Raw genomic sequence first — 24,233 nt, forward strand, 5'->3', positions numbered from 1 at the left:
GGGAGGCGGGGAGGCGCGATGACCGAGGCGGACGCGGAGGGCTACGCGGGACTGCGGGTGGAGCGGGCGGAGGAGCTGGCCCGCCGCCACGGCTGGGCCTCGGTCCGGGTGCTGCCGCCCGGGGCGCCGATGACCATGGACTTCCGCGAAGGACGGCTCAACCTCGCGGTGCGCGACGGGGTCGTGGAACGCTCCTGGGAGGGATGACCGCCGGCGCCGCCCGGTGTGACCGGCGGGCGGCCACCCGCTGTTCGGCGGCGGTCACCAGGGGTTCGAGCAGGGGCAGCGCGAGCAGCACCAGCAGCCCCGCGGTCCAGCCGGCCAGCACGTCGGACACCCAGTGGGTGCCGAGGTAGACCGTGGTCAGCCCGACCGAACAGGCGGTGGCGGCGGCGAGCACCGCGCCGGTGCGCCGCCAGCGGACGGCCAGGTAGGCGAGGACTCCCCAGGTGACGACGGCGTTGGCGGTGTGGCCGGAGGGGAATATGGTGCCCCCCGAGAACAGCTCGGGCGAGCCGACGTAGTGGGCGTAGTGCGGGCCCAGCCGGCCGGTGACGATCTTCACCGCGCCCACGGTGACGTTGAGCAGCAGTAGCGCGGCGCCCATCACCAGCAGCGGGCGCAGCCGCCGGAGCCGGTGGGCGCGCCAGCCGAGCCAGGCGAAGGCCGTGATCGCGGAGGGGCCGCGCTGCCCCGCCACCACCCAGTTGTCGAGCAGCGGTCGCAGACCGGGCCACCGTTCGTAGGGGCGGAGCAGCCGGAGCGACCAGTCGAGGTCGACCAGGGCGGTGTCCAGCAGCACGCCGGCCACCACCAGCAGGTAGCCGAGGCAGGTGAGGGCGAGCAGGCCGGCGTGGCGCCGGCTCAGCGGCGGCCAGCCGGTGTCCCGGCCGGGGTGGGCGGGGGTGCGGCGCGCGCGCTCACGCCGGGTGGTCTCGTTCTCCGGCAATTCACTCGGCGCTTGCACGCGGGCGACCCTACCCACGGGGTGCGGGCCGCCCGCCGGGAATTCGGAATTCTCCGGAAAGCATCGATGAGGCCGGAATCCGGTCATACGGAGATGCTTTTCCGATATTCTCTGACCGCTCGTGTGTCCAGTATTCGGGCACCCGTTCCCAAGAGCGGGCAAAGCGAACGGAGTGGGAGACCGGCCTGGCCGGCTCCCACTCCGTGGTCACCCTGTGTAGGTCCGGTGCCTCAGTCGAGGGGGCCGCCGGCGACGTAGATGACCTGGCCGGAGACGAATCCGGCGCCCTCGCCGGCGAGGAACGAGATGGTGTTCGCGACGTCCTCGGGCACGCCGACCCGCTGGACCGGAATCTGCGAGGCGGCCGCGCGCTTGAAGTCCTCGAAGTCCATGCCGACCCGGGCGGCGGTGGCGGCGGTCATGTCGGTGGCGATGAAGCCCGGGGCGACGGCGTTGGCGGTGATGCCGAACTTGCCGAGCTCGATCGCGAGGGTCTTGGTGAACCCCTGGAGCCCGGCCTTGGCGGCGGAGTAGTTGGCCTGTCCGCGGTTGCCCTGGGCGGAGGAGGAGGAGAGGTTGACGATCCGGCCGAAGCCGGCGTCCACCATGTGCTTCTGGACCGCGCGGGTCATCAGGAAGGCGCCGCGGAGGTGGACGTTCATGACCGTGTCCCAGTCGGACTCGGACATCTTGAAGATCAGGTTGTCGCGCAGGACGCCCGCGTTGTTGACGAGAACGACCGGGGCGCCGAGCTCGGCGACGATCCGGTCGACCGCGGCCTGCACCTGCTCGGCGTCCGAGACGTCCGCACCGACGGCGATCGCCCGGCCGCCGGCCGCGGTGATCCGGTCGACGGTGTCCTTGCCGGCCGCCTCCTCCAGGTCGAGGACGGCGACGGCGTAGCCGTCGGCCGCCAGGCGCTCGGCGGTGGCGGCGCCCAGTCCGCGTGCGGCGCCGGTGACGACGGCGACCCGGGGGGCGGTGGTCTGCTCGGTCATGCTCGCTCTCGTCTCTCTCGGATCCGCGGGATCGTCGATCCCGCTCGGGTCTCGCCCGGATCCGGTGCGGAGCGTCGCGGGGTCCGCGCGGGCGTCGCGCGGAGCGGCGGCTCGGGGCGGACCCGTCGAGTGGCCACACCCTACCGGCGGGTAGGGTGCGCGGCCAGGGTGAAGCCGCAGGTGACCGAGGGTAAGGACCGGCCGGTCGGGTTTCTCCTGCGTTCGGGTTACTGTCGAGTCGGCACGGCGCGTAAATATGCCAATGTCGCCGAACCTGCGTCTACTATCCGCCCCCGCCTGCCAGCGAGGGCCCGCCGTTTGTATAGTGTCCGCCAGCAGCCACCGGCTGCACGGCTGGAGCGCCCTCCCTCACAGCGGGACGCCCACTCGCCGTTACTGCCCCACCCGGGTGTCCCACACACACCGGGTGTGACATCGGGACGGATACATGGTGCTGGGGGAGATCCCGACGACCCGCGTGTCCGCGCGACTGCAGCAGTCGCCCGGGCACCTCATCCGCGTTGCACAGCAGGTACACACCCGTCTGTGGTCCGAACACGTCGGAGCCGACCTCACGGCTCCGCAGTTCGCCGTACTGCTGGTCCTGGCTCTCGAGCCGGGTGCCGACCAGCGGACGGTCGGCGAGCGCGCCTCGCTGGACAAGGCCACGATGGCCGAGATGGTCGCCCGGCTGGTCCGGCGCGGCCTGGTGCTGCGACGCCGCGACCCGGCCGACGGCCGGCGCAAGCTGCTCGCGCTCTCGCAGAGCGGCGCCCAGGCGGTGCGCGAGGCCACTGGCGGGGTGGTCCGCGTGCAGCGCACGCTGTTCGAGCCGCTCTCTCCGGAGGAGCAGCTGGAGATCGTGCGGGTGATGGCCAAGATAGCCCGGCTGGAGCCGGCCCAGGTCGCCGTCCTCAGCGACGCGCGACCGATGCTGGACGCCCAGCGGGCGATCGGCTACCTGATCCGGGTGAGCCAGCAGGTGCACACCAAGCTCTGGTCGGAGCACGTCGGTTCGGAGCTGACGGCGCCGCAGTACGCGGTGCTGGACGCGCTCGAACTCGAGCCGGGTGCCGACCAGCGGACGGTCGGCGAGCTGGCCTCGCTGGACAAGGCCACGATGGCCGAGATGGTCAGCCGGCTGGTCCGGCGCGGCCTGGTGCAGCGCCGGCGCGACCCCTCGGACGGGCGTCGCAACCTGCTGTCGCTCTCGCCGGCGGGCCAGGACCTGCTGCACCGCTCGGCCGCGGGCGTCGCCCAGGTCCAGCGGCTGCTGCTGGCTCCGCTGGAGGAGCACGAGCACGAGAACGCGCTGGCGCTGATCGCCAAGGCGGCCCGGATCTAGGCTGGGCGGCGCTGGAATCTCCAGCCAAAACGATTCGCCAACGTACTGAAGGCCGCCGACCCGTAAGAGGGAAGGCGGCCTTCGGGGTTGACGGCCCCTCGGCGGTCGCGGTCACCGCCGTCCGGTCGTGGCCGGTGACCGACCGCGACCGGACGGGTCGTCAGTTCCAGTCGAAGCCCTGCGGGTCCGGGCCGATCCGCCGGCCGGTGGCGATGCCCGCGATCGCGGCGAGGTCGGCCGCGTCCAGCTCGAAGCCGGCGACGTCCAGGTTCTCCTTGATCCGGGACGGGGTGACCGACTTCGGGATCGCGATGACGCCGTTCTGCAGGTGCCAGCGGAGCACCACCTGGGCGACCGTGCGGCCGTGCTTCTCGGCGATCTGCAGCAGGGCCGGCTCGGCGAGCAGGTCCTTGCCCTGGCCCAGCGGGCTCCACGCCTCGGTGGCGATGCCGTGCTCGGCGTGGAAGGCGCGCAGCTCCTCCTGCGGGAAGTAGGGGTGCAGCTCGACCTGGTTCAGCACCGGGACGACCGAAGACTCGTCGAGCAGGCGGGTGAGCTGCTCGGCGCCGAAGTTCGAGACGCCGACCGACTTCGCCCGGCCGTCGGCCGCGAGCTGCTCGAAGGCCTTCCAGATGTTGGCGTAGCTGCCGTGCATCGGGCGCGGCCAGTGGATCAGGTAGAGGTCCACGTAGTCCAGGCCCAGCTTGTCCAGCGAGGCGTCGAACTCGCGCAGCACCGCGTCGCGGCCCTGCTCGCCCGACCAGTCGCGGGTGCCGGAGTTCCACAGCTTGGTCGTGATGTAGAGGTCCTCGCGGGCGACGCCGTCGGCCAGGGCCTGCGCGATCGCCTGGCCGGTGCCGGCCTCGTTCTCGTAGATCGCGGCGGTGTCGATCGAGCGGTAGCCGGCCTGGATGGCGGCGTGCACGGCGGCGGTGGCCTCCGCGTCCGGGACCTGCCAGACGCCGAAGCCGAGCTGCGGGATCTGGGTGCCGTTGTTGAGGGTGACGCTCGGGATGCTGCTCACGGGAAGTGGTGCCTCCGGGTTGTCCAAGTGCTTCCAGTGGCAGAACCCGCTGCGTGTCCGGATTGTTCCCGGTCGGGGAAAGAAATTTCTGACGCGGGGTACCGGCGTGCGCAGCGGGTTGCGGAGCGTGTTGCGCAGCGGGTTGCGGAGCGTGTCCGGGCGGGGGTGGTGGCGGGGGTCCGGGCGCGTGCGGCCCGGGGGCGGGCGGGTGCGGCCGGGGGCGGTCGGGTGCGAACGAGGGCGGGAAGGGGGCGCGCGGGGCGGGAAAACCTGTTGCGCAGGTCACATCTGATTGGCAGTCTCGCTGCCATGACCTCCTGACCAGCTCGTCACGGCCGTGACCCCGCCGGCCGGTTCCCCGTCGCCCCCGCGCCACTCGCGCGGCAGCCTTCGCACGCCACCCGCGTCGCCGCAGTCCTGCGCCAACCGCCCGTACCATCCGCAACGGAGCGTCATGCCGCTCAAGACCCTGCCGCTGGCCGATCCCGGCGGTCCCGATCTGTCCTCCCCCCTCGCCTTCCTGCGCTGGCTCCAGCGCAGCCAGCGCCGCGGCCAGGTGCTGGCCACCTGTTGGTCCGTCCTGGAGATGGGCTGCCAGGCGGCCCTCCCGGTCCCGCTCGGCAGGGGCGTCCAGGCCGCCGTCGACGGTGACGCCGCCGGCATCTGGCGGGCCGGTGGCCTCGCCCTGGCCCTCGCCGTCGTCGCGGCGCTCGGCACCGTCCTGCTGCACCGCCAGGCGGTGTGGAACTGGATCCACGCCGCCACCCAGGTCCGCCAGCTGGTCGCGCGTCAGGCCTCCCGACTGGGCAGCGGGCTCGCCCGGCGGATCGCCACCGGCGAGATCGTCGCGGTCGGCAGCGGCGACGTCGAGAAGATCGGCTGGTACGTCGAGCTGGTCGCCCGGGTCCGCGGTGCGGTGGTCGTCTGGCTCGCTGTCAGCGGCGCCGTCCTGGTCACCGAGCCGCTGCTCGGCCTCGCCGTGCTGCTCGGGGTGCCGGTGCTGGCCGCCGCCGTCTGGCCGCTGCTGGGCCCGTTCGAGCGGCGTTACTCGGAGCAGCGCGCACTGGGCGGCAAGGCCACCGAGCTGGCCGCCGACACCGTGGCGGGGCTCCGGGTGCTGCGCGGCATCGGCGGCGAGGAGCTGTTCCTCGACCGCTACCGGGCCGCCTCCCAGAAGGTCCGTGCCGCCGCCGTCCGGTCGGCCCGCGTCTGGTCCCTGATGCAGGCCCAGCAGATCCTGCTGCCCGGCCTGTTCGTGGTCGGCGTCAGCTGGTACGGGGCCCACCTGGCGGCCTCCGGCCGGATCGGAGTCGGGACCCTGGTCGCCGTCTACGGCGCCACGGCCTTCCTGGCCTCGCCGCTGCGCATCCTCGGGGAGGCCGCGCACGCCTGGAGCGTCGCCCGGGTCTCCGCCGGCCGGGCTGTCCGGGTGCTCTCGCTCAGCCGGACCACCGCCACCGCCGAGGCGCGGCTCTCCGGGCCCGGCCAGTCCGACCTGTACGACCCGGCCACCGGGCTCACCGCCCGGGCCGGCGAGCTCACCGCGGTGGTCTGCGGCGATCCGGACTTCGCCGGGGCGCTCGCCGAGCGGCTCGGCGGGCATGTCCCGCTGGCCGAGGGCGAGGAGCCGCAGCCCTCGGTCCGGCTCGGGGGTACCGAGCTGGACGCCGTCCCGCTGGCCGAGGCGCGCGCGGCCGTCCTGGTCCACGACAAGGAGCCGGTGCTGCTCTCCGGCACCCTGGCCGCATTGCTGGACATCCCCGCCTCGGGCCGGGTCGCGCCGGCCGAGGCCCTGGCCGCCGCCCGGGCGGAGGACGTCCTGGACGCCCTGGTGGACGGCTCGCCCGACTGCGGTGGGGACGCGATGCACGCCGGTATCACCGAGCGCGGGCGATCGCTCTCCGGTGGCCAGCGCCAGCGGCTGGCACTGGCCCGCTCGTTGCTGGCGGACCCGCCGGTGCTCGTCCTGGACGAGCCCACCAGTGCGGTGGACGCCCACACCGAGTCGCGGATCGCGGCCGGGCTCCGCAAGAACCGGGAGGGCCGCACCACCGTGGTGTTCGCCACCAGCCCGCTGCTGCTCGACCGGGCGGACCGGGTGGTGCTGGTCCAGGACGGCCGGGCCGTCGCGGCCGGTCGCCACCGCGAACTGATGCACACCGAGCCGGTGTACCGCGCCGTGGTCACCCGCGACGAGGAGCCGGCCCGGGTCGGGGAGGGCGTGTGACCGCCCGAGCCGCGTACCGGACGACCAACCCGCTGAGGAGCCGCACATGAAGCCCCCCGTCCAACGGGAACAGGGGCCGGCCACCACCCTCCCGGTCGGCTCTCCGACCGCCGTCCGCGCCTACCTCCGGCTGCTCGCCCGGCGCCACCGGGCCGGCTTCTCCTCGGTGGTGCTGCTGCACTCGGTGGCCACCGTCGCCGGACTGGTCGGGCCGTGGGTGCTCGGCACCCTGGTCGAGTCACTCGCCACCGGCACCGCCGAGTCGACCATCGCGGTCGCGGTCGGCTGGTACCTGCTGGCGCTGGTGGTGCAGTCCGCGTTCACCTGGTGGTCGCGCCTGCGCGGCAGCATCCTCGGCGAGCGGGTGCTGGCCGACCTCCGCGAGGACTTCCTGGTCCGCTCGGTGGCGCTGCCGACCGGCGTCCTGGAGCGGGCCGGCACGGGGGACCTGGTCTCCCGGGGCACCACCGACATCGACCGGCTCGACAAGTCGGTCCGCGAGGCGGTGCCCGAGCTGGCCGTCGCCGTGGTGTCGCTGCTGCTGGTCATGGGCGCCCTGGTGCTCACCTCGCCGCTGCTGGCGCTCACCGCACTGATCGGCCTGCCGCTGCTGCTGGCCTCCTCGCGCTGGTACTTCCGGCGGGCCCCGCAGTCCTACCGCAACGAGTCGGCCGGCTACGCCGCGGTGAACACCGTGCTGGCCGAGACCGTCGACGCCGGGCGGACGGTCGAGGCACTGCGCCTGGGCGACGAACGGGTCCGGCTGACCGACCGCAAGCTGGGCGAGTGGCTCGCCTGGGAGCGGTACACCCTCTGGCTGCGGTCGGTCTGGTTCCCGACCATCGACGCGGTCTACACCCTGGCCGTGCTCGGCACCCTGGTGCTCGGCGGCCTGTTCACCCTGCGGGGCTGGATCTCGGTCGGCCAGCTGACCACGGGGGTGCTCTACGCCCAGGCGCTCACCGCGCCGGTCGACCTGATCCTGCGCTGGTACGACGAGCTCCAGATCGGGCAGGCCTCGCTGGCCCGGCTGGTCGGGGTCCGCGAGGTGCCCGAACAGGAGACCGACGAGGACGCCAGGCCGAGCGGCCGCCGGGTGGAGGCGACGGACGTCCGGTTCGGCTACCGCGAGGGCGCCGACGTGCTGCACGGCATCAGCCTGGACGTCGTCCCGGGCAGCCGGGTGGCCCTGGTCGGGCCGTCCGGCGCTGGCAAGTCCACCCTCGGCCGACTGCTGGCCGGGATCTACGCCCCCCGCCGCGGCAGCGTCACGCTGGGCGGCGCCGCGCTGGCCCGGATGCCGGCCGAGCGGGTCCGGGCGCAGGTCGCGCTGGTCAACCAGGAGCACCACGTCTTCGTCGGCACCCTGCGGGACAACCTGCGGCTGGCCGCGCCGGAGGCGGACGACACCGAGCTGCGCGGCGCACTCGAGGCGGTGGACGCCGGCGACTGGGTGGACGCGCTGCCGGAGGGCCTGGACACCGAGGTCGGCTCGGGCGGCTCGGCACTGACCCCGCCACAGGCCCAGCAACTGGCGCTGGCCCGGCTTGTTCTGGCCGATCCGCACACCCTCGTGCTGGACGAGGCCACCTCGCTGCTGGATCCGCGGGCTGCCCGGCACCTGGAGCGTTCGCTCTCCCGGGTGCTGGAGGGGCGCACGGTGATCGCGATCGCGCACCGGCTGCACACCGCACACGACGCGGACGTGATCGCCGTGGTCGAGGGCGGCCGGATCAGCGAGTACGGCAGCCATCCCGAGCTGGTGGCGGCGGGCGGTCCGTACGCGGCGCTCTGGCGGTCCTGGCGCGACGAGCGCTGAGCCGCCCGGGCCGGGGGCGGCTCTCCGGGGCCGCCCCCGGCGGGCGTTCTGTCGTCCCCGGCCGGCCCCGTCGAGCCCTGGGCCGCCCAGACCGGCCGTTAGGCCTGGCCACAGTGGTGCCCCCCGGTGGCGGCCCCCCGGGTGGGCGGCCGCTGCGGCGCGGTCGGGGGGCCGTGGGGTGGTTGCCCCGTGCGGGCTACTCCCGGGCGCGTAACCGGAGAAATCCGGCGATCCGATCGCAGACTGCGCATGTGACCAAGATTTCCAACGGCTCGTCCGGCGGCAAGCGCAGTGAGATCGCTGGCATCCCCACCCGGTACATCGGGATCGGGGCCGTCGTCGTGCTCGCGGTGTGGTTCCTCTTCGCCAACCTCGACAGTGTCAAGATCCAGTTCTGGGTGTTCACCGTCACCGCTCCGCTCTGGATCGCGCTGCTCGCCACGCTGGTGGCCGGCGGCGTGCTCGGCTGGCTGCTGAAGGGCCGGCGCGCCAGATGACGCCCGGCCGCCGGCTCGTAGGCCCCGGTTCTACCGCTGACCGAGCTGCGCGGGGTCGACAAGCACCTCGGCGATCTGCACGTCCTGCAGGAAGTCCACGGGACCGGTGCCGACCTGCTCCTGCGCATGGGGCCACGCACCGAACCGCCCGCACGGCCCTCGGCCGCGCCATCAGCATCCTGAGCGGCGTCGTGGGGTGGGTGATCCGGCCGTAAACCATAGGTGCGCACGGGGTCAGGCGGGGCTCCTCCAAAGTCTGCTTATGATTGCCGCACTGCAGCGGAGCGGACGGGCGGAGGGGCAGTGGAGCCGGTATTCGATTCGCGGCACATCAGGACGTTCCACGAGGTCGTCCGGGCCGGCTCCTACTCGGCGGCCGCCCGCGAACTCGGCTACACGCAGCCCGCCATCACGCAACAGATGAAGGCGCTGGAACGTTCCGTCGGCCTCCCGCTCTTCACCCGGGCCGGACGCGGACTGCGGCTCACCGAAGCCGGCGAGGCGCTGGCCCGGCATGCCGAACAGATCCTCGGCAGCCTCTCCGCCGCCCAGCAGCAGCTCGCCGCGCTGGCCCGCCTGCGCGCCGGGCGGGTGCGGGTCTGCGCGTTCCCGAGCGCCAACGCCACGCTGATCCCCGAGGCGATGGCCAGGCTGCTCGCCGAGCACCCCGGCGTCCGGGTGGAACTGCTGGAGGCCGAGCCGCCCGACTCCGTCCAGCGACTGCTGCGCGGGGAGTGCGACATCGCGCTGGCCTTCCGCTACCCGGGTGTGGTCACCGAGCTGCCGGACGGCGTGGACGAGATACCCCTGATGGAGGACCTGCTCACGGTCCTGCTACCGGTCGGTCACCCGCTCGGGCGCCGGCACGCCGTCCGGCTGGCCGACCTCGACGGAGAGCGGTGGATCGCCGGCTGTCCGCGCTGTCGGGCCAACCTGCTGCACGTCTGTGCCGAGGAGGGCTTCGCACCCGACATCGTCTTCTCCACCGACGACAACCTCGCCGTGCAGAGTCTGGTCGCGGCCGGGGTCGGGATCGCACTGATGCCCGCGCTGGTGCTCTCCTTCATGTGCCACCGCAAGGTCACCGGGCGGGCGGTCGAACCGCACCTGCGCCGCCAGGTGAGCGCCTACGTGCTCCGCGAGCACCGCCGGATCCCGGCGACCGCCCTGGTGCTGGACCACCTGCGGTCGGCGGCCGCGGCCCGGGTCGGCTGCTGACGCCCGCCGACGCGTGTCGCCGCCCGCCGAGGCGCGCCCTCGCCGGGCCTGCCGGCGCCTGCTCGCGCCTGCCGAGGCCTGCCGGCGCCTGCCGGCGCCGCGATCCATAAGCCGGATTTTGTGACCGGCTAACGAACCATCGTTGGACGTGATAGGTGGGGTGCCGCCAACCTGCTGCCATGACACCCTCAGCCACGGTCGGCAGCGGCCGTCTCACCGAGCGTATGACCGCCCTGGTCGGCGAGGTCCGCGCGGTCGTGGACCGCGGACTGCCGCCCGAGCTCACCGCCTACCTGGTCGGCGAGCGGCTCGCCCCGCACCTGCGCGAGAGCGACCTGCTCACCGAGGACCAGCGCGAGGGTGACCCGGACCGCTACCGCCAGCACCTGGTGCACGCCGAGCCCGACGGCGGCTTCTCCATCGTCGCCCTGGTCTGGCTCCCCGGCCAGTACACCCCGATCCACGACCACGTCGCCTGGTGCGTGGCCGGCGTCCACGAGGGCCAGGAGAGCGAGACCCGCTACCGGCTCGTCTCCGACGGCCGCACCGCCCACCTGGTGGAGACCGAGCACGTGGTCGCCCCGGCCGGCAGCGTCGCCGCCTTCGCCCCGCCCGGCGACATCCACCTCGTCCGCAACACGGGCACCACCATCGCCCACTCGATCCACATCTACGGCGCCGACATCTCCCGCCTGGGCACCAGCGTCCGACGCACCTACCGGCTGCCCGCCGACGGCCGGCGGTGAGCGCCCGGTGGCACTGACCGTCCGGGAGCGGCACGTCCGCACCCGCCTGCTCCCCCCGCTCGGCGGGGACGCCCCCGGCCTGCTGCTCGCCGCCCTCGGCGTCGCCGCGGCGCTCGCCGTCCACCAGGCCGTCCCCGCCGTGCCCAAGCTCACCGCGGCCGTGGTGCTCGGCGTCGGCGCCGCGCACCTGCCCGGGCTGCGCCCGGTCGTCCGCGGCGTCGCCCGCCCCGGTCTCTCCACGGCCGGGAAACGGCTGATGCGGATCGGCATCGTCCTGCTCGGCCTCAAGCTCTCCCTCGGCGACGTGCTCGGGCTCGGCTGGGCCACCGTGGCCATGGTGCTCGCCGTGGTCGCCGCCACCTTCGCGGGCACCTGGTGGCTGGGGCGCCGGCTCGGCCTGCCCGGCGACCAGCCGCTGCTGGTCGCCACCGGCTACTCGATCTGCGGCGCCTCCGCGATCGGCGCGGTCAGCCAGGCCGCCGGCAGCGACGAGGAGGACGCCGCCGCCTCCGTCGCCCTGGTCACCCTCTGCGGGACCCTCGCCATCGCCGTCCTCCCCCTGCTCCAGCACCCGCTCGGGCTCGGCGAGGCCGAGTTCGGCCGCTGGGTCGGTGCCAGCGTGCACGACGTCGGCCAGGTGGTCGCCACCGCACAGACCGGCGGGGCCGGCGCGCTGCGCGAGGCGGTCCTGGTCAAGCTGATGCGCGTGATGCTGCTGGCGCCGCTGGTCGCCGGCGTCGTGGTCGCGGTGCGCCGCTCGCGGGCCGGCCGGGGCGAAGGCGGGGGCAAGGCCGCCGCCCGACCGCCGATCGTGCCGCTGTTCGTGGCCGGCTTCCTCGCCATGATCGTGCTGCGCACCACCGGCGTGCTGCCCGACCGGGCGCTCACCCTGGCCGCGGACGCCCAGGAGCTGCTCCTCGCCGCCGCCCTGTTCGGCCTCGGCAGTGCCGTCCACCTGCCCACCCTGCTGCGCACCGGCGGGCGGATCGCCCTGCTCGGCCTGGCCTCCTGGGTGATGATCGCCGGAGTCTCCTACGCGGGAGTACTGATCACGACATGACCGGACCGGGCTCGGCTATTGTCGGGCGGGTAGTCCGTGCACCCCAGTCTGCAAGGGAACCCGCATGTCCACCGCACTGCCCGAACGGGACGGCTACGACGCCGTCGTCACGCTCGACCGGCGGGAGGGCCCCTTCGGCGAGGTGGTCCTGCGGCAGCGGGGCCGGCACTTCGAGATCATCGCCAACGGCTGCTTCCTGATGGACACCGCCGACGGCCGCTCCGAGCGGCTGCTGATCCAGGCCGCGCTGGACGAGCTGGACCGCGCCGGCACGGCGCCGACCCGGCCCTCGGTGCTGATCGGCGGACTCGGCGTCGGCTTCTCCCTGGCGTACGCGGCGGCCGAGCCGCGCTGGGGCCGGATCGCCATCGTCGAGCGCGAGACCGCGATCATCGACTGGCACCGGACCGGTCCGCTGGCCGCCTTCTCGGCCGGTGCGCTGGAGGACGTCCGGGTCGAGGTGCTCCACACCGACCTGCTGGAGTACCTGGCGGCGGCGGACGGCGAGCGCTACCACGCGCTCTGCCTCGACATCGACAACGGCCCGGACTGGACGGTCACCGACTCCAACGCCGGGCTCTACGGCGCGGACGGGCTCGCGGTGCTCCGGCACCGGCTGCAGCCCGGCGGGGTGCTGGCGGTGTGGAGCGCGCAGCCCTCCCCGGCCTTCGAGGAGGCGCTGCGCGCGGCGGGCTTCTCGGACGTGGCCACCCACGAGATCCCGGTCGCCCGCGGGGTGCCGGACGTCGTCCACCTGGCCCGCCGGGCCGGCTGACCCGTCACGCCGCCCAGCCGGGTGTGCGTCCCCGCCCGTCCCCGCCCGTCCCTGCCCGGCCCGCTCGACCGGGACGGGCGGGGACGGGCGGATCCGAGCGGCCGCCCGAGCGGGCGGTCCGCGCTACCTCAGGCCGTTGTCCACCGCGGCCATCAGCTCACCGCTCGCGGTGTCCCCGTCGAACGACCAGACCATCGCGCCGGCCAACCCCTGGGACTTGATCCAGGCGGTCTTGCGGGCGATCTCGGTCGGGTCGTCGTACGTGTAGAGCACCGTCCCGTTGTAGAGGTAGGCGAAGCCGGCCACCGGATCCCGGTAGAGGGTGTAACCGCCGCCCGCGGCCAGGTCCTTGAGCTTGTGGTAGTCCTCGAAGCCGTTCTCGTAGCTGCCCGGCGCCGGTCCGGTGGCGCTCTGGAAGAGGCCGTTGGTGGTGCCGCGCGGCACGCCCGTCCAGCCGCGGCCGTAGAACGGGATGCCCAGGGTGAGCTTGCTCTTCGGGGCGCCGCCGTTGACGTACGCGTTGATGGCGATCTCGGAGCTGAACCGGCGGTCCGGGGTGGACGGGTCGCCGGCCGCGACCTTGAGCGCGGACTGCTGGTTGGTCGTCATCTCCCAGGCGCCGTGGTAGTCGTAGCCCTGGATGGTGGCGAAGTCGAAGGCGCCGAACAGGCCGGGGACGTCGATGCCCGCGGTGATCTTCGCCGGGTCGGCCGGGAGGAAGGCGCTCAGCGAGTAGTGCTTGCCGGTGGTGGCGCCGAGCGCGTCCAGCTGGCGCCGGAACTCCTGGGCCAGCAGCGTGTAGTTGGCCTTGTCGGCAGGCCTGAAGACGTTCCCCAGGTGCCCGTCGGAGTTCGGCCACTCCCAGTCGAGGTCGATGCCGTCGAAGATGCCGGCCGCACTGCCCGCGCCGCCGCGGCCGTCGATGACCGGCAGGTTGCCCTTGATGTACATGTCGATGCAGGAGCTGACCAGTGCCTTGCGGGAGGCGTCGGTGGCGGCAGCGTCGGAGAACCACTTGCTGTACGACCAGCCGCCGATCGAGATCTGGATCCGCAGGTTCGGGTACTTGGCCTTGAGCTGCTTCAGCTGGTTGAAGTTGCCGGCCAGCTTCTGGTCCCAGGTGTCGGTGGTGCCGGCGACCGAGTTGCCGGCGTCCCAGCCCTTGCCGTAGTCCGCCCAGGCGTCACCGGCGCCGTCGCCCGCGTTGGGGTCGGAGTCGTTCCCGGCCGCCTTGTTGGTGATGAAGCACTGCTTGGTGGTCGGGTGGATGTTGGCGAAGGCGTAGTTGAGCGTGGTGAGCCGGCCGGCCGAGCCCGAGGTGTCGAGCTTCTTCACGCTGTAGCCGCGGGCGTAGATGCTCCACTGGGTGAAGTACCCGATCTTCAGCGCCCCGGGGTTGGTGCCGCCCGGCTTGGTCCTTCCGGTCACCGGGCCGGAGGCGGGCGAGACGTTCCCGGCCGCGTCGCGGGCCCTCACGGTGAAGGTGTAGGAGGTGTCGGGCGCCAGGTTGCCGACCGTGGCGGACGGCGTGGTGACGGTCGCGGCGAGCGCGGTGCCGTTGTAGACGTCGTAGGCGGTGACGCCGACGTCGTCGGTGCTGGCGGCCCAGCCCAGCGAGATGCTGTTGGCGTCCGAGCCGGTCACGGCGGGTGTGCCGGGAGTGGTCGGCGGCTGCTTGTCCGGGTCGACCGGCGGCTTGGTCGTGGCGCCCACGGGGCCGGCGGCGGCCGAGCGGTTGCCCGCGGCGTCGAAGGCCTGGACGGTGAACTGGTAGGCGGTGCCGGCGGTGAGCCCCTGGACGGTGACCGCGGTGGTGGCGCCGTCCGTGGTGGCCACCTTGGTACCGCCCTGGAACACGTCGTAGCCGGTGACCGCGACGTTGTCGGTGCTCGCCGTCCAGGAGAGGTCCACGGTGGTCTGGGTGGTGGTCCCGGCCCGGAGGTTGCCCGGCACGCTGGGCGCGACCACGTCCCCGCCGCCGCCCTCGCACGGCAGGCCGTTCAGCTTGCAGTTGAGCAGGGGCTTGTAGGCGCCCGAGTAGGCGATGTTGAAGCCGAAGTTGTACGTGCCGCCGGGCGGCAGGCTGCCGGCCCAGCTCGGGTTCTTCACCGTGACGTGCGAGCTCGCCGTGGTGTAGGTCGCGTTCCAGAGCGAGGCGACCGTGTTCCCCGGGGGCAGGTCGAACTCCAGCGTCCAGCCGTTGAGCGCCGCGCTGGAGCCGTTGGTGATGGTGTAGCCGCCCTCGTAGCCGGAGCCCCAGTCGCTGCCCTTGGTGAAGGCCGCGGTGGCGGACCCGGAGACGGCGTGGGCGGTGGCGGCGGGGAGGGTGGCGGCGAGCAGCGGGACGAGCAGGGTCCCGGCTGCCAGCAGCGGCAGGCTGATCCGACGTCTGCGCATGGATGTGGCTCCTGTCCTGGGGGCCCGGGCAGGCCCGGACGCCCCGTTACCCGTGGGGAGGTGTCAGGTGCGTGGAGCAGCGTGCTCCGGGCCGTGGAGGCGGCGCGGAACCGGGGACCTCGGGCCGTCGGGGTGCCGCGGAGGATCCTGAGCCGAGGGTAGGGAGCGGACCGGCAACTGGCAATAGGTCTGTACCACTTGGCAGTCGGGTCGGGTCGGGTCGGGCCGGGTCGCGTCCGGCCGGTCGGGGCCGGGTGGGTGGTGGAACGACGGTGCCGGGCCCGACGAGCGTGTCGTCGGGCCCGGCACCGTCGTTCCACCGTCACGCCCTAGCCGAACGGGCTGTTCTCGGGGGAGGCGGCCGGCGTGGCGGGCGCGGGCGGGGCGAGGGTGTCGGCGGCCATCGGGGCGAAGGGGTTGAAGTCGGGCGGCGGGACCATCACCGGCGTGCCCTTGGGCTTGCGGTCCGGGTCGTCGGCGGTGTCCTCGGCCGGCGGGGTGACGGTCGGCGCCGGGACGGCCGGCGGGACGGAGGGCGGCGGCGGGACGGGCGCGGACGCCTGCGGGATCGTGGTGCCGAACGGGTCGCTGTGCGGCTCCGGCACCACCGTGCCGAAGGGATCGGACACGGGGGAGGCGGCCGGCGCGGCGGGCGCGGGCGGGGCGAGGGTGTCGGCGGCCATCGGGGCGAAGGGGTTGAAGTCGGGCGGCGGGACCATCACCGGCGTGCCCTTGGGGCGGTCGTCCGTCTCCGGGTCGGGCACGGTGGTGTCGGTGAGGGTCGGGGCCAGCGGCGCGAAGGGGTTGAAGTCCGGCGGCGGAACCATGACGGGCGTGCCCTCGGGAGCCTGCTCGGAGTCGGCCGCAGGGCCGTCGTCCGGGACGAGGATCGGCTGGGTGGGGGTCGGCTCGGCGACCGGGGCGAAGGGGTTGAAGTCGGCCGGGGGGACGCGCACCGGCGTACCGCGCAGATGCACCGGCAGCGGGGTGGCGTCGGCCGGGGCCGGGTCGGCGAACACCGGGGGCAGCGACGGGACGTCGGTGGTGACCGCGTCCGCCGCAGCGTCCGGTGCCGCCGGAACGCCGGCCGGTGGCGTCGGGGGGACGGCCGGGGTCGTCGCGGCCGGGGCCGGGTCGGTGAGCTTCCCGGCCACGCCGTCCCAGCCGAACTGGATGCTCTTCAGCAGCTCGGCGAAGACCCCGGTGTACAGCTCCCAGTCCTGCGCCCGGCCGGTGGCCAGCTGGACGCAGAGCACCGTCACGCCGTCGGGCAGCGGGACGAACGCCTCCGCGACCGAGGTGACCGTCCAGCGGCGCTGCCCGTCCGCGGCCAGCGCGGCGGGCACCGGGACGCTGCGGCCCTCGACCAGGACGGCGGCCGGCCCGGCCGGCAGCAGCACCGTCCAGACCTCGGCGTGCCGGCGCACGGTGGCCAGCTCGGTGGCGAGCCCGGTGATCGGCAGCGGGTGCCGGGCGAGCGCGACGGTCAGGGTCGCCTCGCTCGGGCGGCCGTCCACCTCGACGGCGCAGACGCCGGCGTAGACCGTGCCGGAGACGGTGACGGTGTCGGCCAGTACGGCGGCGACCACCGCGAAGTCCCGGCGCGGGGCCGGGCCGGTGCCGCTGAACAGCTCCTCGGCGACCTCGGCCAGATGGGCGGTCAGCTCGGTGGCGGCCGCGCCGGTCACCGGGTCGGTGCCCTTGGCGAGGGCCGGGCCGTCCGCGGCCGCCGGGTCGGCGGGCACCGTGCGTGCGGAGACACCGGGCGGGCCGCCCGGGGAGGTCAGCGGGTGGAAGCCGGGCGGCACCACCAGGCGGACCTCGGCGCCGGCGCCGGTGGCCAGCTCCACGGGCTCCCGGGTCTGCTGCCCGGCGGCGAGCTCGGCCAGCGCCGGGGCGAACGGCGGGCGCAGCTTGGGGTCGGCGGGCTCGCCGGTGACCGGCAGCTCGAACAGGGCGGCCGTCGCCGTGCCGCGGTCGGCCACGGTGCCGCGCACCGCGCCGCCGCCGAAGCGGGCGAGCAGCGCGTCGGCGACCGACGCGGAGAGCGGGGCACCGGTGCCGGGACGGGCGGTGCCGGCGGTGACCACGGTGCCGAGCCGGTCGACGGCGTCGTGCACCGGGCCGTTGGGCGCCAGCCGCAGGTTGAACAGGGTCTCGGCGGCGGGGTGCGTGCCGGGCCGCAGCGCGGTCAGCGAGGCCGCCGGATGGCGCGAGGTGTGCGGCTCGAAGAGGGCGTCCACGAGGGCGCCGAGCGTCGCGGAGACCTGCTCCGCGGCGGCGAAGGCGTTGGCCTCCGCCGTGAACTGGCCGTCCTGGGTCAACTGATGAGCCCCCGCTCTGCGCGTGCCTTCGGTGGTCCGGTGGTTCGGGCACGCGCTCGACCGGCATGCCGTCAGATCCGTGCACATTCCTATCAGAGGGCGCTGTCGGCGCAGAACCGGTGGCCCGTCAGACGGCACGGTCCGGGCAGGCCCGGTCCCGGGCCGGCGAGGTGCCCGCCGGGGCCGGCGTCCGTCAGGCCGTACCCGGTCCGGACGGCTGCCCGGCCTCCGCGGCCGGTTCCGGTGTGGCGGGCGGGGGCACGACGGCCAGGGCGGTGACCGCCTCGGCGATGCCCGGGACGGTGAAGAGCCCGGCGAGGTCCCGTACCAGCCGCCCGGTCGGGCCCTCGGGGCGCTCGCCGGCGAAGAACCCGGCCAGTTCGACGGCCAGTGCGGGCTCCCGGGCGGCGGTCAGGGTGAGCGAGGCCACGAACTCCTGGACCAACTGGAGCTGCAACTGCTCCAGCGGCAGCGAGCGCTCGGCCAGCCACTCCAGCGAGGTGATCTCGGCGTTGGCGATCCAGGCCCGCACGGTCAGCCGCAGGCCCGGGCTGGGGGAGGGGACGGCCAGGTGGGACAGGATCTGCTCGTGCGCGGCCTGCCGGACCTCGTCGATCACCGCGGACGTCCCGGCGCTGGCGGCCACCGAGCCGCCGCGCAGCAGCGCGGCGAAGCCGGGGCCGTGGCTCTGCACGAAGTCCAGGTAGCGGCCCATCACCCGGTAGAGGCGCTCGGAGAGCGGGCCCTCGGCCGGTTCCTCGAACCGGGCGGCCAGCTCACGGCCGGCCCGGCGCAGCGACTCCTCGTACAGCGCCTGCTTGCCCGGGAAGTAGTGGTACACCAGCGGTCGGGAGGCGCCGGCGGCGGCCGCGATGTCGTCGATCGACACCTCCTCCGGCGGGTGGCAGCTGAACAGCTCCAGGGCGACCGTGATCAGTTGCTCGCGCCGCTCGTCCACGCTGAGCCGCCGCCGCGGCCGTTCGCCGCCCCGGTCCGCGCGGGCGGCGGTCTTGCCGGCGGGCGTGCCGGCGGCCGCTCCGGAGGCCTTGGCGGCGGCCGGGCCGCGGTCGGTGCGCGCGGACGGGGGCGTGGCCGACGGCGTACGGGAAACCATGCGCGTCACCCTATCCGTCCGGGCCCCGGCCGGTGGATCTTGGCCGCGGGCCGGCGTCACCGGCCCGCGCGGCGTCACCCGGCCCGGTCGGCCGGCGTCACCCGCCCGCCCCGCGTCACCCGGCCCGGTCGGCCTGCCAGGCGCGGTAGCGCCGGTACGCCTCCAGCCCGTCCGGGACGAAGGTGTCGCGGGCGAGTCGCTCGTCCAGCTCGGCGGGGGTGAGCCAGGCGTGCCAGGCCACCTCGGACTCCTGCGGCGCGACCGGGCCGTCCCACTTGGCCTCGTGGACGTCGCACCACCAGGAGAGCCGGTCCCGTCGGAAGAGGAACCTGAACAGCGGGCGGGGCTCGACCCCGCTCACCCCCAGCTCCTCCTCGGCCTCCCGGACGGCGGCGCTCGCGTACGTCTCGCCGGCGCCCACCACGCCGCCCACGAACATGTCGTACGCGCCGGGGGCGAACAGCTTGGTGTCGGTCCGCCGGTGGACGAAGAGCCGCCCGGCGGGGTCGCGGACCAGGATGAAGACGCAGCGGTGCGTCAGCCCGTCCCGGTACACCTCCCCGCGCGGCGCGGTCCCGATCACCCGGTCGTGTTCGTCGACGACGTCCAGCAGCTCTTCGGCAGGGTTGGTCATGACCGACAGGTTAGGGTTTCCGAGCCGGTTCGAACGGTTCGAACGGCACCGAAGCCCCCGGCCGATCCGGATCGTTCCCATGACTCGGGGGCGGGCCCATCGGGCGGCGCGGGCACGGGACGACGGTCGGACGGGACAGGACGGCACGCGGTGGTGGAGATCCGGGGCGAGACGGCCGAGGGCTTCGAGCCGGTACGGGAGGCCTTCGCGCGCAACTTCCGCGAGTACGGAGAGCTGGGCGCGGCCTTCGCGCTCTACCTGCGCGGCCGCAGGGTGGTCGACCTGTGGGCCGGTGACGCCCGTCCCGAGGTCGGCGGGCGGCCCGCGCCGGCCGTGCCGTGGACGGCCGACACCGCGCAGGTGCTGCGCTCGGTCACCAAGGGCCTCACCGCGACCACCGCGCTGCTGCTGGCCGAGCGCGGGCAGCTCGACCTGGACGCGCCGGTCGCCTCGTACTGGCCGGAGTTCAAGGCGGCCGGCAAGGACCGGGTGCCGGTGCGCTGGCTGCTCTCGCACCAGGCCGGGGTGCCCGCGCTCGACGTGCCGTTGCGCCTGGAGGACGTGCTCACCTGGGAGCGGGCGGCGGCCGCCGTCGCCGCCCAGGCGCCCGCCTGGGAGCCGGGCACCGCACACGGCTACCACCCGTACACCTTCGGCTGGCTGGTCGGTGAGGTGGTCCGGCGGGTCAGCGGGCGGACGATCGGCCGCTACTTCGCCGAGGAGATCGCCCGGCCGCTCGGCCTGGACCTGTGGATCGGCCTGCCGGCCGGTGCCGCGCCCCGGGTCGGCCGGCTGGTGGACCTGCCCGCGCCGGAGGGCGCCCGGACCGGGCCGGGCGGGCTGCGGCTGCGCCCCAAGCAATCCGTGCGGGACGCCTACCAGGACCCGACCTCGCTGACCGCCCGCGCCTTCGCCTCGGTCCGCCCCGGCGTGGACCTCAACGATCCCGCGGTGCAGGCCGCCGAGATCCCCGGTGCGGGCGGGATCGGCACCGCCCGGTCGGTCGCGCGCTTCTACGCGGCGCTGATCGGCGCGGCGGACCGGCACGGCGGGGCGCCCGGCGAGACGCACCCGCCGCTGCTCGGGGCGGAGCTGCTGGCCCGCGCGGTCGGACCGGTGGTCAGCGGGCCGGACCGGGTGCTGATCGTCAACTCGACCTTCGGCCTCGGCTACTTCCGGCACAGCCCGACCGCGCTGATGGCCTCGCCGGCGAGCTTCGGCCACCCGGGGCGGGGCGGGTCGCTCGGCTTCGCCGACCCCGACCTCGGGATCGGCTTCGGCTACGTCACCAACGGCATGCAGCCCGGTGTGACGGGGGACGTCCGCTCCCGCAACCTGATCCGCGCGGTCCGCGGCTGCCTCGGACTCACCTGACGTTCTCCGGGGAGGAGCCCACCCCACGGTGTGCGGCCGGCTCGTGAGCCCGCCGCACTCCGCGGGTGCTCGGACGGGGAGACCCGTCGGGCACGGGGCGGCCCGGGCGGGGCTCGCGGCCCGAGACGGGCCCGGGAGGCCGTCAGGCCTGGCCGGTCTCGAAGCGGCTGATCTTGCCGCCGTCGACGGTGAAGCGCCACGCGGTGCGCATCTCGCCCCAGGTGTCGTTCCGGTAGTTGGCGACCAGCGCGTGTCCGTTCTGGGACTCGGACTGGACGTCCAGGTGGCCGCTGCTGGAGAAGATCTCCCGCTCGGTCCAGTCCTCGACGTTCCGGTCCGAGCCGTCGTCGGACATCGTGGCGTCGGGGGTGAGCGCGTCGAAGAAGGCGGTCCGGTCGCCGGCGTTGAGCGCGGTGACGAAGGCGCGGACGGCCGGGTCGGTGAGCTTGGCGGTGGCGATGGTCATGCGGGTCTCCCTGGAACGAGAAGGGGTCGGGCCTCCTCCTGTCTAGGGCGTCGCCCGGGCGTGTCCGGGCGTGTCGGCGGCGTGTCGGCGATTTTCGGCTTTCCTGTGCTTAGATCCCGCTACGGGCGATTTGTCCAGTGACGGAGTCCTGCGGGCCACGGGGAGTGGTGACGGAGTGGGAAGTCGGCCGGCCCGACTTCCCACTCCGCGATCTCGGACCCGGCGCGACCCGGCGCTCGCCGGCGCGGGGCGGCTCGGCGGCGGCCGGGGTGGCTCGGCGGTGGCCGGGGTGGCTCGGCGGAACACCGCCTAGAAGAGGCCCAGCCCGTCGGGGGAGTAGCTGACCAGCAGGTTCTTCGTCTGCTGGTAGTGCTCCAGCACCGCCTTGTGGCCCTCCCGGCCGATCCCGGAGTTCTTGTATCCGCCGAAGGCGGCGTGGGCGGGGTAGGCGTGGTAGCAGTTGGTCCAGACCCGGCCGGCCTGGATGGCCCGCCCGGCCCGGTACGCCGTGTTGCCGTCCCGGGTCCACACCCCCGCGCCGAGCCCGTAGAGGGTGTCGTTGGCGAGGGCGATGCCGTCCTCGAAGTCCTCGAAGCGGGTGACGGCCAGGACCGGGCCGAAGATCTCCTCCTGGAAGATCCGCATCCCGTTGACGCCCTCGAAGACGGTGGGCGTCACGTAGTAGCCGCCGGCGAGCGACCCGCCGAGGTCCGCGCGCTCACCGCCGGCCAGCACCTTGGCGCCCTCGGCCTGGCCGACCTCGATGTAGGAGAGGATCCGCTTCAGCTGGTCGTCGCTGACCTGGGCGCCGATCTGGGTCTCGGTGTCCAGCGGGTTGCCCTGGCGCATCGCCCGCACCCGCTCCAGACCGTCGGCGAGCACCCGGTCGTAGACCTCGGCCTGGATCAGCGCCCGGCTGGGGCAGGTGCAGACCTCGCCCTGGTTGAGCGCGAACATCGCGAAGCCTTCGAGCGCCTTGTCGTAGAAGGCGTCCCGCTCGGCCGCGACGTCGGCGAAGAACAGGTTGGGGCTCTTGCCGCCGAGTTCCAGCGACACCGGGATCAGGTTCCCGCTGGCGTACTGGGAGATCAGCCTGCCGGTGGTGGTCTCGCCGGTGAAGGCGATCTTGCGGATCCGGCTGCTGGAGGCCAGCGGCCGGCCGGCCTCCAGGCCGAAGCCGTTGACCACGTTGACCACGCCGGGCGGCAGCAGGTCGGCTATCAGCTCGACCAGCAGCAGGACCGAGGCCGGGGTCTGCTCGGCGGGCTTGAGCACCACCGCGTTGCCGGCCGCCAGCGCCGGGGCGAGCTTCCAGACCGCCATCAGGATCGGGAAGTTCCACGGGATGATCTGGCCGACCACACCGAGCGGCTCGTGGAAGTGGTACGCCACGGTGTCCTCGTCCAGCTGCGAGATGCCGCCCTCCTGGGCGCGCAGCGCACCGGCGAAGTAGCGCAGGTGGTCGACCGCGAGGGGGAGGTCGGCGGCCAGCGTCTCGCGCACCGGCTTGCCGTTCTCCCAGCTCTCGGCGACGGCGAGTTCCTCCAGGTGGGCCTCGATCCGGTCGGCGATTCGCAGCAGCACCTGGGCGCGCTCGGCCGGCGGGGTGCGGCCCCAGGCCGGGGCGGCGGCGTGGGCGGCGTCGAGCGCCGCCTCGACGTCCTCGGCGGAGCCCCGGGCCACCTCGGTGAAGACCTCGCCGGTGACCGGGCTGGGGTTCTCGAAGTACTCGCCGCGGACCGGGGGCGTCCAGCCGCCGCCGATCCAGTGCTCGTAGCGGGAGCGGTAGCGGACGATGGAGCCGGGCCGTCCGGGGGGTTGGTAGACCGTCATGCTCGGGTGCCTCCTCGCGTTGTCGGGGGCACCGCCGCGGCCGCGCGGGCCGGGCGGCGCGCCGGACCGCGGACCGGGGCCCGCGCGGTCCGGCGGAGGGTACGGACGCGCACGTGGGCGGGGCCCCGCCGGGGCGCCGCGCCGTCGAGCACCCTAGCCCGGGACGGCGGACGCGGCTACGGTCCGTCCCCGGCCGCTGTACGGAGGGTGGTGGTTTCCGGCCGTTTTCGGCCGCGCGGGTGGTGCGGGCGGCGCGGCCCGCGCCGTCGACCGGCCCCTCGCCGCGCCCGGACCGGCCCCCTCGCCGCGCCCGGACCGGCCCCCTCGCCGCGCCCGGACCGGGCCGGAACCGCGCGCCCGGACCGGCCCGTCACCTGCCCGACCGGACCGCAGCCGGGCCGGGGCCGGAGCGGGCCGGTCGCGTCGCGTTCAGGCCGTCAGGTAGCGGCCGGTGCGGGACTCCCAGGCGAGGTAGCCGGCCAGCCAGGTGACCAGGCCGTCGGCGTAGCGCTGGGCGAGGATCCGCTCCACCCGGGCGAGGCCGAGCTCCCGGTGGACGGCGGGCAGGCGCTCGTGCAGCTCGCCGCAGCGCTCGACCATCAGCTGGGCCTCGGCCATCACCACGGCGCAGGCCTCCTCGGCCGAGCAGTCCCGCTCGCGCTGCACGATCATCACCAGGTTGTTGACGTCGCCGCGCGGTGCCTCCAGCGGGAACGACCGCACGTCGTTGCTGAGCGACGGTATGTCGGCCGCGAGCTGACGGAGTTGACGGAGCACCGGATGGTGGAGGACGGCGGCGGGGACCTCGAAGTTGCCGAGCCGCTCCACCATGTCGAAGATCGTCTCCATCGCGGCGGTGCCCCGGCGCAGGGCCAGGTAGCCGTCGCGATCGGGCGGCCGTTCGGAGATCCGGCCGGCGGCCTCGGCGGGGTGGCTGGCCAGGTACCACTCCCAGTTGTACGCCGCGCGCGCCTGCCAGCGTGCGGGCATGCCCTGCACGCTGCGCTCCCAGAGGTCCGCGAAGGCGGTCTCGACCGCGGAGGAGCGGTCCGGCCGGGCGCCGTGCAGCACGGCGATCAGCCGTTCGCAGATCGGGGCCACCTCGGTGGGGCGCCGGCCCAGCGGCCCGTCGAACTGGTCGTCGAAGAGGAAGTAGAAGCCCATCAGGTCCGCAGCCAGCGCGAGTTCGTCCGGCCCTGCATCGGGGTAGCCGAGTGCGGCGAGCGACACCACGTCCCAGTGTGCATAGGAGGGGTGGTCGGGGTTGGAGAGCAGCGGATGCCGCAACAACCACGCGCGGTGCAGTTCGGCGGCGTACCGTCCGTGAGGACTGCGACGGTGCGGGAACGGAATCTGAAGTGATGTGTCGTCAGACATCGGACTCCCGGTGCGGCTGAGGGTGGGGGGCCTACAGG

The 24,233-nt window shown here is 74.4% G+C and carries 20 protein-coding genes; 10 read left to right on the plus strand and 10 right to left on the minus strand.

What is annotated here, in order from left to right; all coding sequences use genetic code 11:
- Positions 1 to 18 precede the first annotated feature (18 nt).
- Complete coding sequence (locus tag MCM47_RS17870) at positions 19 to 207, plus strand: I78 family peptidase inhibitor (protein ID WP_238862610.1); 189 nt, start codon at positions 19 to 21, stop codon at positions 205 to 207.
- Here the strand turns inward: MCM47_RS17870 and MCM47_RS17875 are convergent.
- A complete protein-coding gene (locus MCM47_RS17875; protein WP_238862611.1) occupies positions 158 to 967 on the minus strand; it encodes a phosphatase PAP2 family protein in 810 nt (269 codons plus the stop codon). The genes MCM47_RS17870 and MCM47_RS17875 overlap by 50 nt on opposite strands.
- A gap of 230 nt (positions 968 to 1,197) precedes the next feature.
- Complete coding sequence (gene fabG / locus MCM47_RS17880; protein ID WP_238862612.1) at positions 1,198 to 1,965, minus strand: 3-oxoacyl-ACP reductase FabG; 768 nt, start codon at positions 1,963 to 1,965, stop codon at positions 1,198 to 1,200.
- A gap of 478 nt (positions 1,966 to 2,443) precedes the next feature.
- On the opposite strand from fabG, the gene MCM47_RS17885 reads away from it, so the two are divergent.
- A complete protein-coding gene (locus MCM47_RS17885; RefSeq protein WP_238862613.1) occupies positions 2,444 to 3,310 on the plus strand; it encodes a MarR family winged helix-turn-helix transcriptional regulator in 867 nt (288 codons plus the stop codon).
- Positions 3,311 to 3,470: 160 nt separating this feature from the next.
- On the opposite strand, the gene MCM47_RS17890 is transcribed toward MCM47_RS17885, so the two are convergent.
- The gene (locus MCM47_RS17890; RefSeq protein WP_238862614.1) at positions 3,471 to 4,334 is read right to left on the minus strand and encodes an aldo/keto reductase; all 864 of its coding nucleotides are present in this window, start codon (positions 4,332 to 4,334) and stop codon (positions 3,471 to 3,473) included.
- A 454-nt stretch (positions 4,335 to 4,788) separates the two neighbouring features.
- Here MCM47_RS17890 and MCM47_RS17895 point away from each other — a divergent pair, with 454 nt between their 5' ends.
- From MCM47_RS17895 to MCM47_RS17925, 7 genes are all read left to right on the plus strand, one after another.
- Entirely contained in the window at positions 4,789 to 6,561 is a 1,773-nt protein-coding gene (locus MCM47_RS17895; protein ID WP_238862615.1) for an ABC transporter ATP-binding protein, read from the plus strand.
- 46 nt (positions 6,562 to 6,607) lie between these two features.
- On the plus strand, positions 6,608 to 8,380 hold the full coding sequence (locus tag MCM47_RS17900) for an ABC transporter ATP-binding protein (RefSeq protein WP_238862616.1): 1,773 nt from the start codon (positions 6,608 to 6,610) through the stop codon (positions 8,378 to 8,380).
- A gap of 251 nt (positions 8,381 to 8,631) precedes the next feature.
- Positions 8,632 to 8,877, plus strand: coding sequence for a lipopolysaccharide assembly protein LapA domain-containing protein (locus MCM47_RS17905; protein ID WP_238862617.1), 246 nt, complete (start codon positions 8,632 to 8,634; stop codon positions 8,875 to 8,877).
- Positions 8,878 to 9,180: 303 nt separating this feature from the next.
- Positions 9,181 to 10,095 carry a LysR family transcriptional regulator gene (locus MCM47_RS17910; RefSeq protein ID WP_238862618.1) on the plus strand — a complete coding sequence of 305 codons (915 nt, stop codon included), beginning with the start codon at positions 9,181 to 9,183 and terminating at the stop codon, positions 10,093 to 10,095.
- Between the two features lie 179 nt (positions 10,096 to 10,274).
- A complete protein-coding gene (locus tag MCM47_RS17915) occupies positions 10,275 to 10,841 on the plus strand; it encodes a cysteine dioxygenase family protein (RefSeq protein WP_238862619.1) in 567 nt (188 codons plus the stop codon).
- 13 nt (positions 10,842 to 10,854) lie between these two features.
- Positions 10,855 to 11,901 carry a YeiH family protein gene (locus MCM47_RS17920; RefSeq protein ID WP_238862677.1) on the plus strand — a complete coding sequence of 349 codons (1,047 nt, stop codon included), beginning with the start codon at positions 10,855 to 10,857 and terminating at the stop codon, positions 11,899 to 11,901.
- A 64-nt stretch (positions 11,902 to 11,965) separates the two neighbouring features.
- On the plus strand, positions 11,966 to 12,676 hold the full coding sequence (locus MCM47_RS17925) for a spermidine synthase (RefSeq protein WP_238862620.1): 711 nt from the start codon (positions 11,966 to 11,968) through the stop codon (positions 12,674 to 12,676).
- 123 nt (positions 12,677 to 12,799) lie between these two features.
- Here the strand turns inward: MCM47_RS17925 and MCM47_RS17930 are convergent, their stop codons facing one another.
- The 4 genes from MCM47_RS17930 to MCM47_RS17955 all read right to left on the minus strand — a co-directional run bounded on the left by MCM47_RS17930 (position 12,800) and on the right by MCM47_RS17955 (position 19,145).
- On the minus strand, positions 12,800 to 15,073 hold the full coding sequence (locus MCM47_RS17930; RefSeq protein ID WP_305067994.1) for a glycoside hydrolase family 18 chitinase: 2,274 nt from the start codon (positions 15,071 to 15,073) through the stop codon (positions 12,800 to 12,802).
- A gap of 329 nt (positions 15,074 to 15,402) precedes the next feature.
- On the minus strand, positions 15,403 to 17,397 hold the full coding sequence (locus MCM47_RS17945; protein ID WP_238862621.1) for a hypothetical protein: 1,995 nt from the start codon (positions 17,395 to 17,397) through the stop codon (positions 15,403 to 15,405).
- 193 nt (positions 17,398 to 17,590) lie between these two features.
- Entirely contained in the window at positions 17,591 to 18,511 is a 921-nt protein-coding gene (locus MCM47_RS17950) for a TetR/AcrR family transcriptional regulator (protein ID WP_308222355.1), read from the minus strand.
- Between the two features lie 115 nt (positions 18,512 to 18,626).
- On the minus strand, positions 18,627 to 19,145 hold the full coding sequence (locus MCM47_RS17955) for an NUDIX hydrolase (protein WP_238862622.1): 519 nt from the start codon (positions 19,143 to 19,145) through the stop codon (positions 18,627 to 18,629).
- A 150-nt stretch (positions 19,146 to 19,295) separates the two neighbouring features.
- Between MCM47_RS17955 and MCM47_RS17960 the strand changes: the two genes are divergently transcribed.
- The gene (locus MCM47_RS17960) at positions 19,296 to 20,519 is read left to right on the plus strand and encodes a serine hydrolase domain-containing protein (RefSeq protein WP_238862623.1); all 1,224 of its coding nucleotides are present in this window, start codon (positions 19,296 to 19,298) and stop codon (positions 20,517 to 20,519) included.
- 142 nt (positions 20,520 to 20,661) lie between these two features.
- Here the strand turns inward: MCM47_RS17960 and MCM47_RS17965 are convergent, their stop codons facing one another.
- From MCM47_RS17965 to MCM47_RS17975, 3 genes are all read right to left on the minus strand, one after another.
- On the minus strand, positions 20,662 to 20,985 hold the full coding sequence (locus tag MCM47_RS17965) for a nuclear transport factor 2 family protein (protein ID WP_238862624.1): 324 nt from the start codon (positions 20,983 to 20,985) through the stop codon (positions 20,662 to 20,664).
- Between the two features lie 309 nt (positions 20,986 to 21,294).
- Complete coding sequence (locus MCM47_RS17970) at positions 21,295 to 22,818, minus strand: aldehyde dehydrogenase family protein (protein ID WP_238862625.1); 1,524 nt, start codon at positions 22,816 to 22,818, stop codon at positions 21,295 to 21,297.
- Between the two features lie 429 nt (positions 22,819 to 23,247).
- Positions 23,248 to 24,195, minus strand: a complete 948-nt coding sequence (locus MCM47_RS17975; protein ID WP_238862626.1) for a terpene cyclase — start codon at positions 24,193 to 24,195, stop codon at positions 23,248 to 23,250.
- Positions 24,196 to 24,233: the final 38 nt, after the last annotated feature.

The sequence above is a fragment of the Kitasatospora sp. A2-31 genome (assembly GCF_022288725.1).
In the GTDB taxonomy this organism is placed as follows: domain Bacteria; phylum Actinomycetota; class Actinomycetes; order Streptomycetales; family Streptomycetaceae; genus Kitasatospora.

Excerpts from the sequence above, each read along its gene's own strand:
- MCM47_RS17895 (WP_238862615.1), top strand. The coding sequence starts at position 4,789 with ATGCCGCTCAAGACCCTGCCGCTGGCCGATCCCGGCGGTCCCGATCTG.
- MCM47_RS17950 (WP_308222355.1), bottom strand. The coding sequence starts at position 18,511 with ATGGTTTCCCGTACGCCGTCGGCCACGCCCCCGTCCGCGCGCACCGAC.
- MCM47_RS17915 (WP_238862619.1), top strand. The coding sequence starts at position 10,275 with ATGACACCCTCAGCCACGGTCGGCAGCGGCCGTCTCACCGAGCGTATG.
- MCM47_RS17970 (WP_238862625.1), bottom strand. The coding sequence starts at position 22,818 with ATGACGGTCTACCAACCCCCCGGACGGCCCGGCTCCATCGTCCGCTAC.
- MCM47_RS17870 (WP_238862610.1), top strand. The coding sequence starts at position 19 with ATGACCGAGGCGGACGCGGAGGGCTACGCGGGACTGCGGGTGGAGCGG.
- MCM47_RS17955 (WP_238862622.1), bottom strand. The coding sequence starts at position 19,145 with ATGACCAACCCTGCCGAAGAGCTGCTGGACGTCGTCGACGAACACGAC.
- MCM47_RS17900 (WP_238862616.1), top strand. The coding sequence starts at position 6,608 with ATGAAGCCCCCCGTCCAACGGGAACAGGGGCCGGCCACCACCCTCCCG.
- MCM47_RS17925 (WP_238862620.1), top strand. The coding sequence starts at position 11,966 with ATGTCCACCGCACTGCCCGAACGGGACGGCTACGACGCCGTCGTCACG.
- MCM47_RS17965 (WP_238862624.1), bottom strand. The coding sequence starts at position 20,985 with ATGACCATCGCCACCGCCAAGCTCACCGACCCGGCCGTCCGCGCCTTC.
- fabG (WP_238862612.1), bottom strand. The coding sequence starts at position 1,965 with ATGACCGAGCAGACCACCGCCCCCCGGGTCGCCGTCGTCACCGGCGCC.
- MCM47_RS17975 (WP_238862626.1), bottom strand. The coding sequence starts at position 24,195 with ATGTCTGACGACACATCACTTCAGATTCCGTTCCCGCACCGTCGCAGT.
- MCM47_RS17930 (WP_305067994.1), bottom strand. The coding sequence starts at position 15,073 with ATGCGCAGACGTCGGATCAGCCTGCCGCTGCTGGCAGCCGGGACCCTG.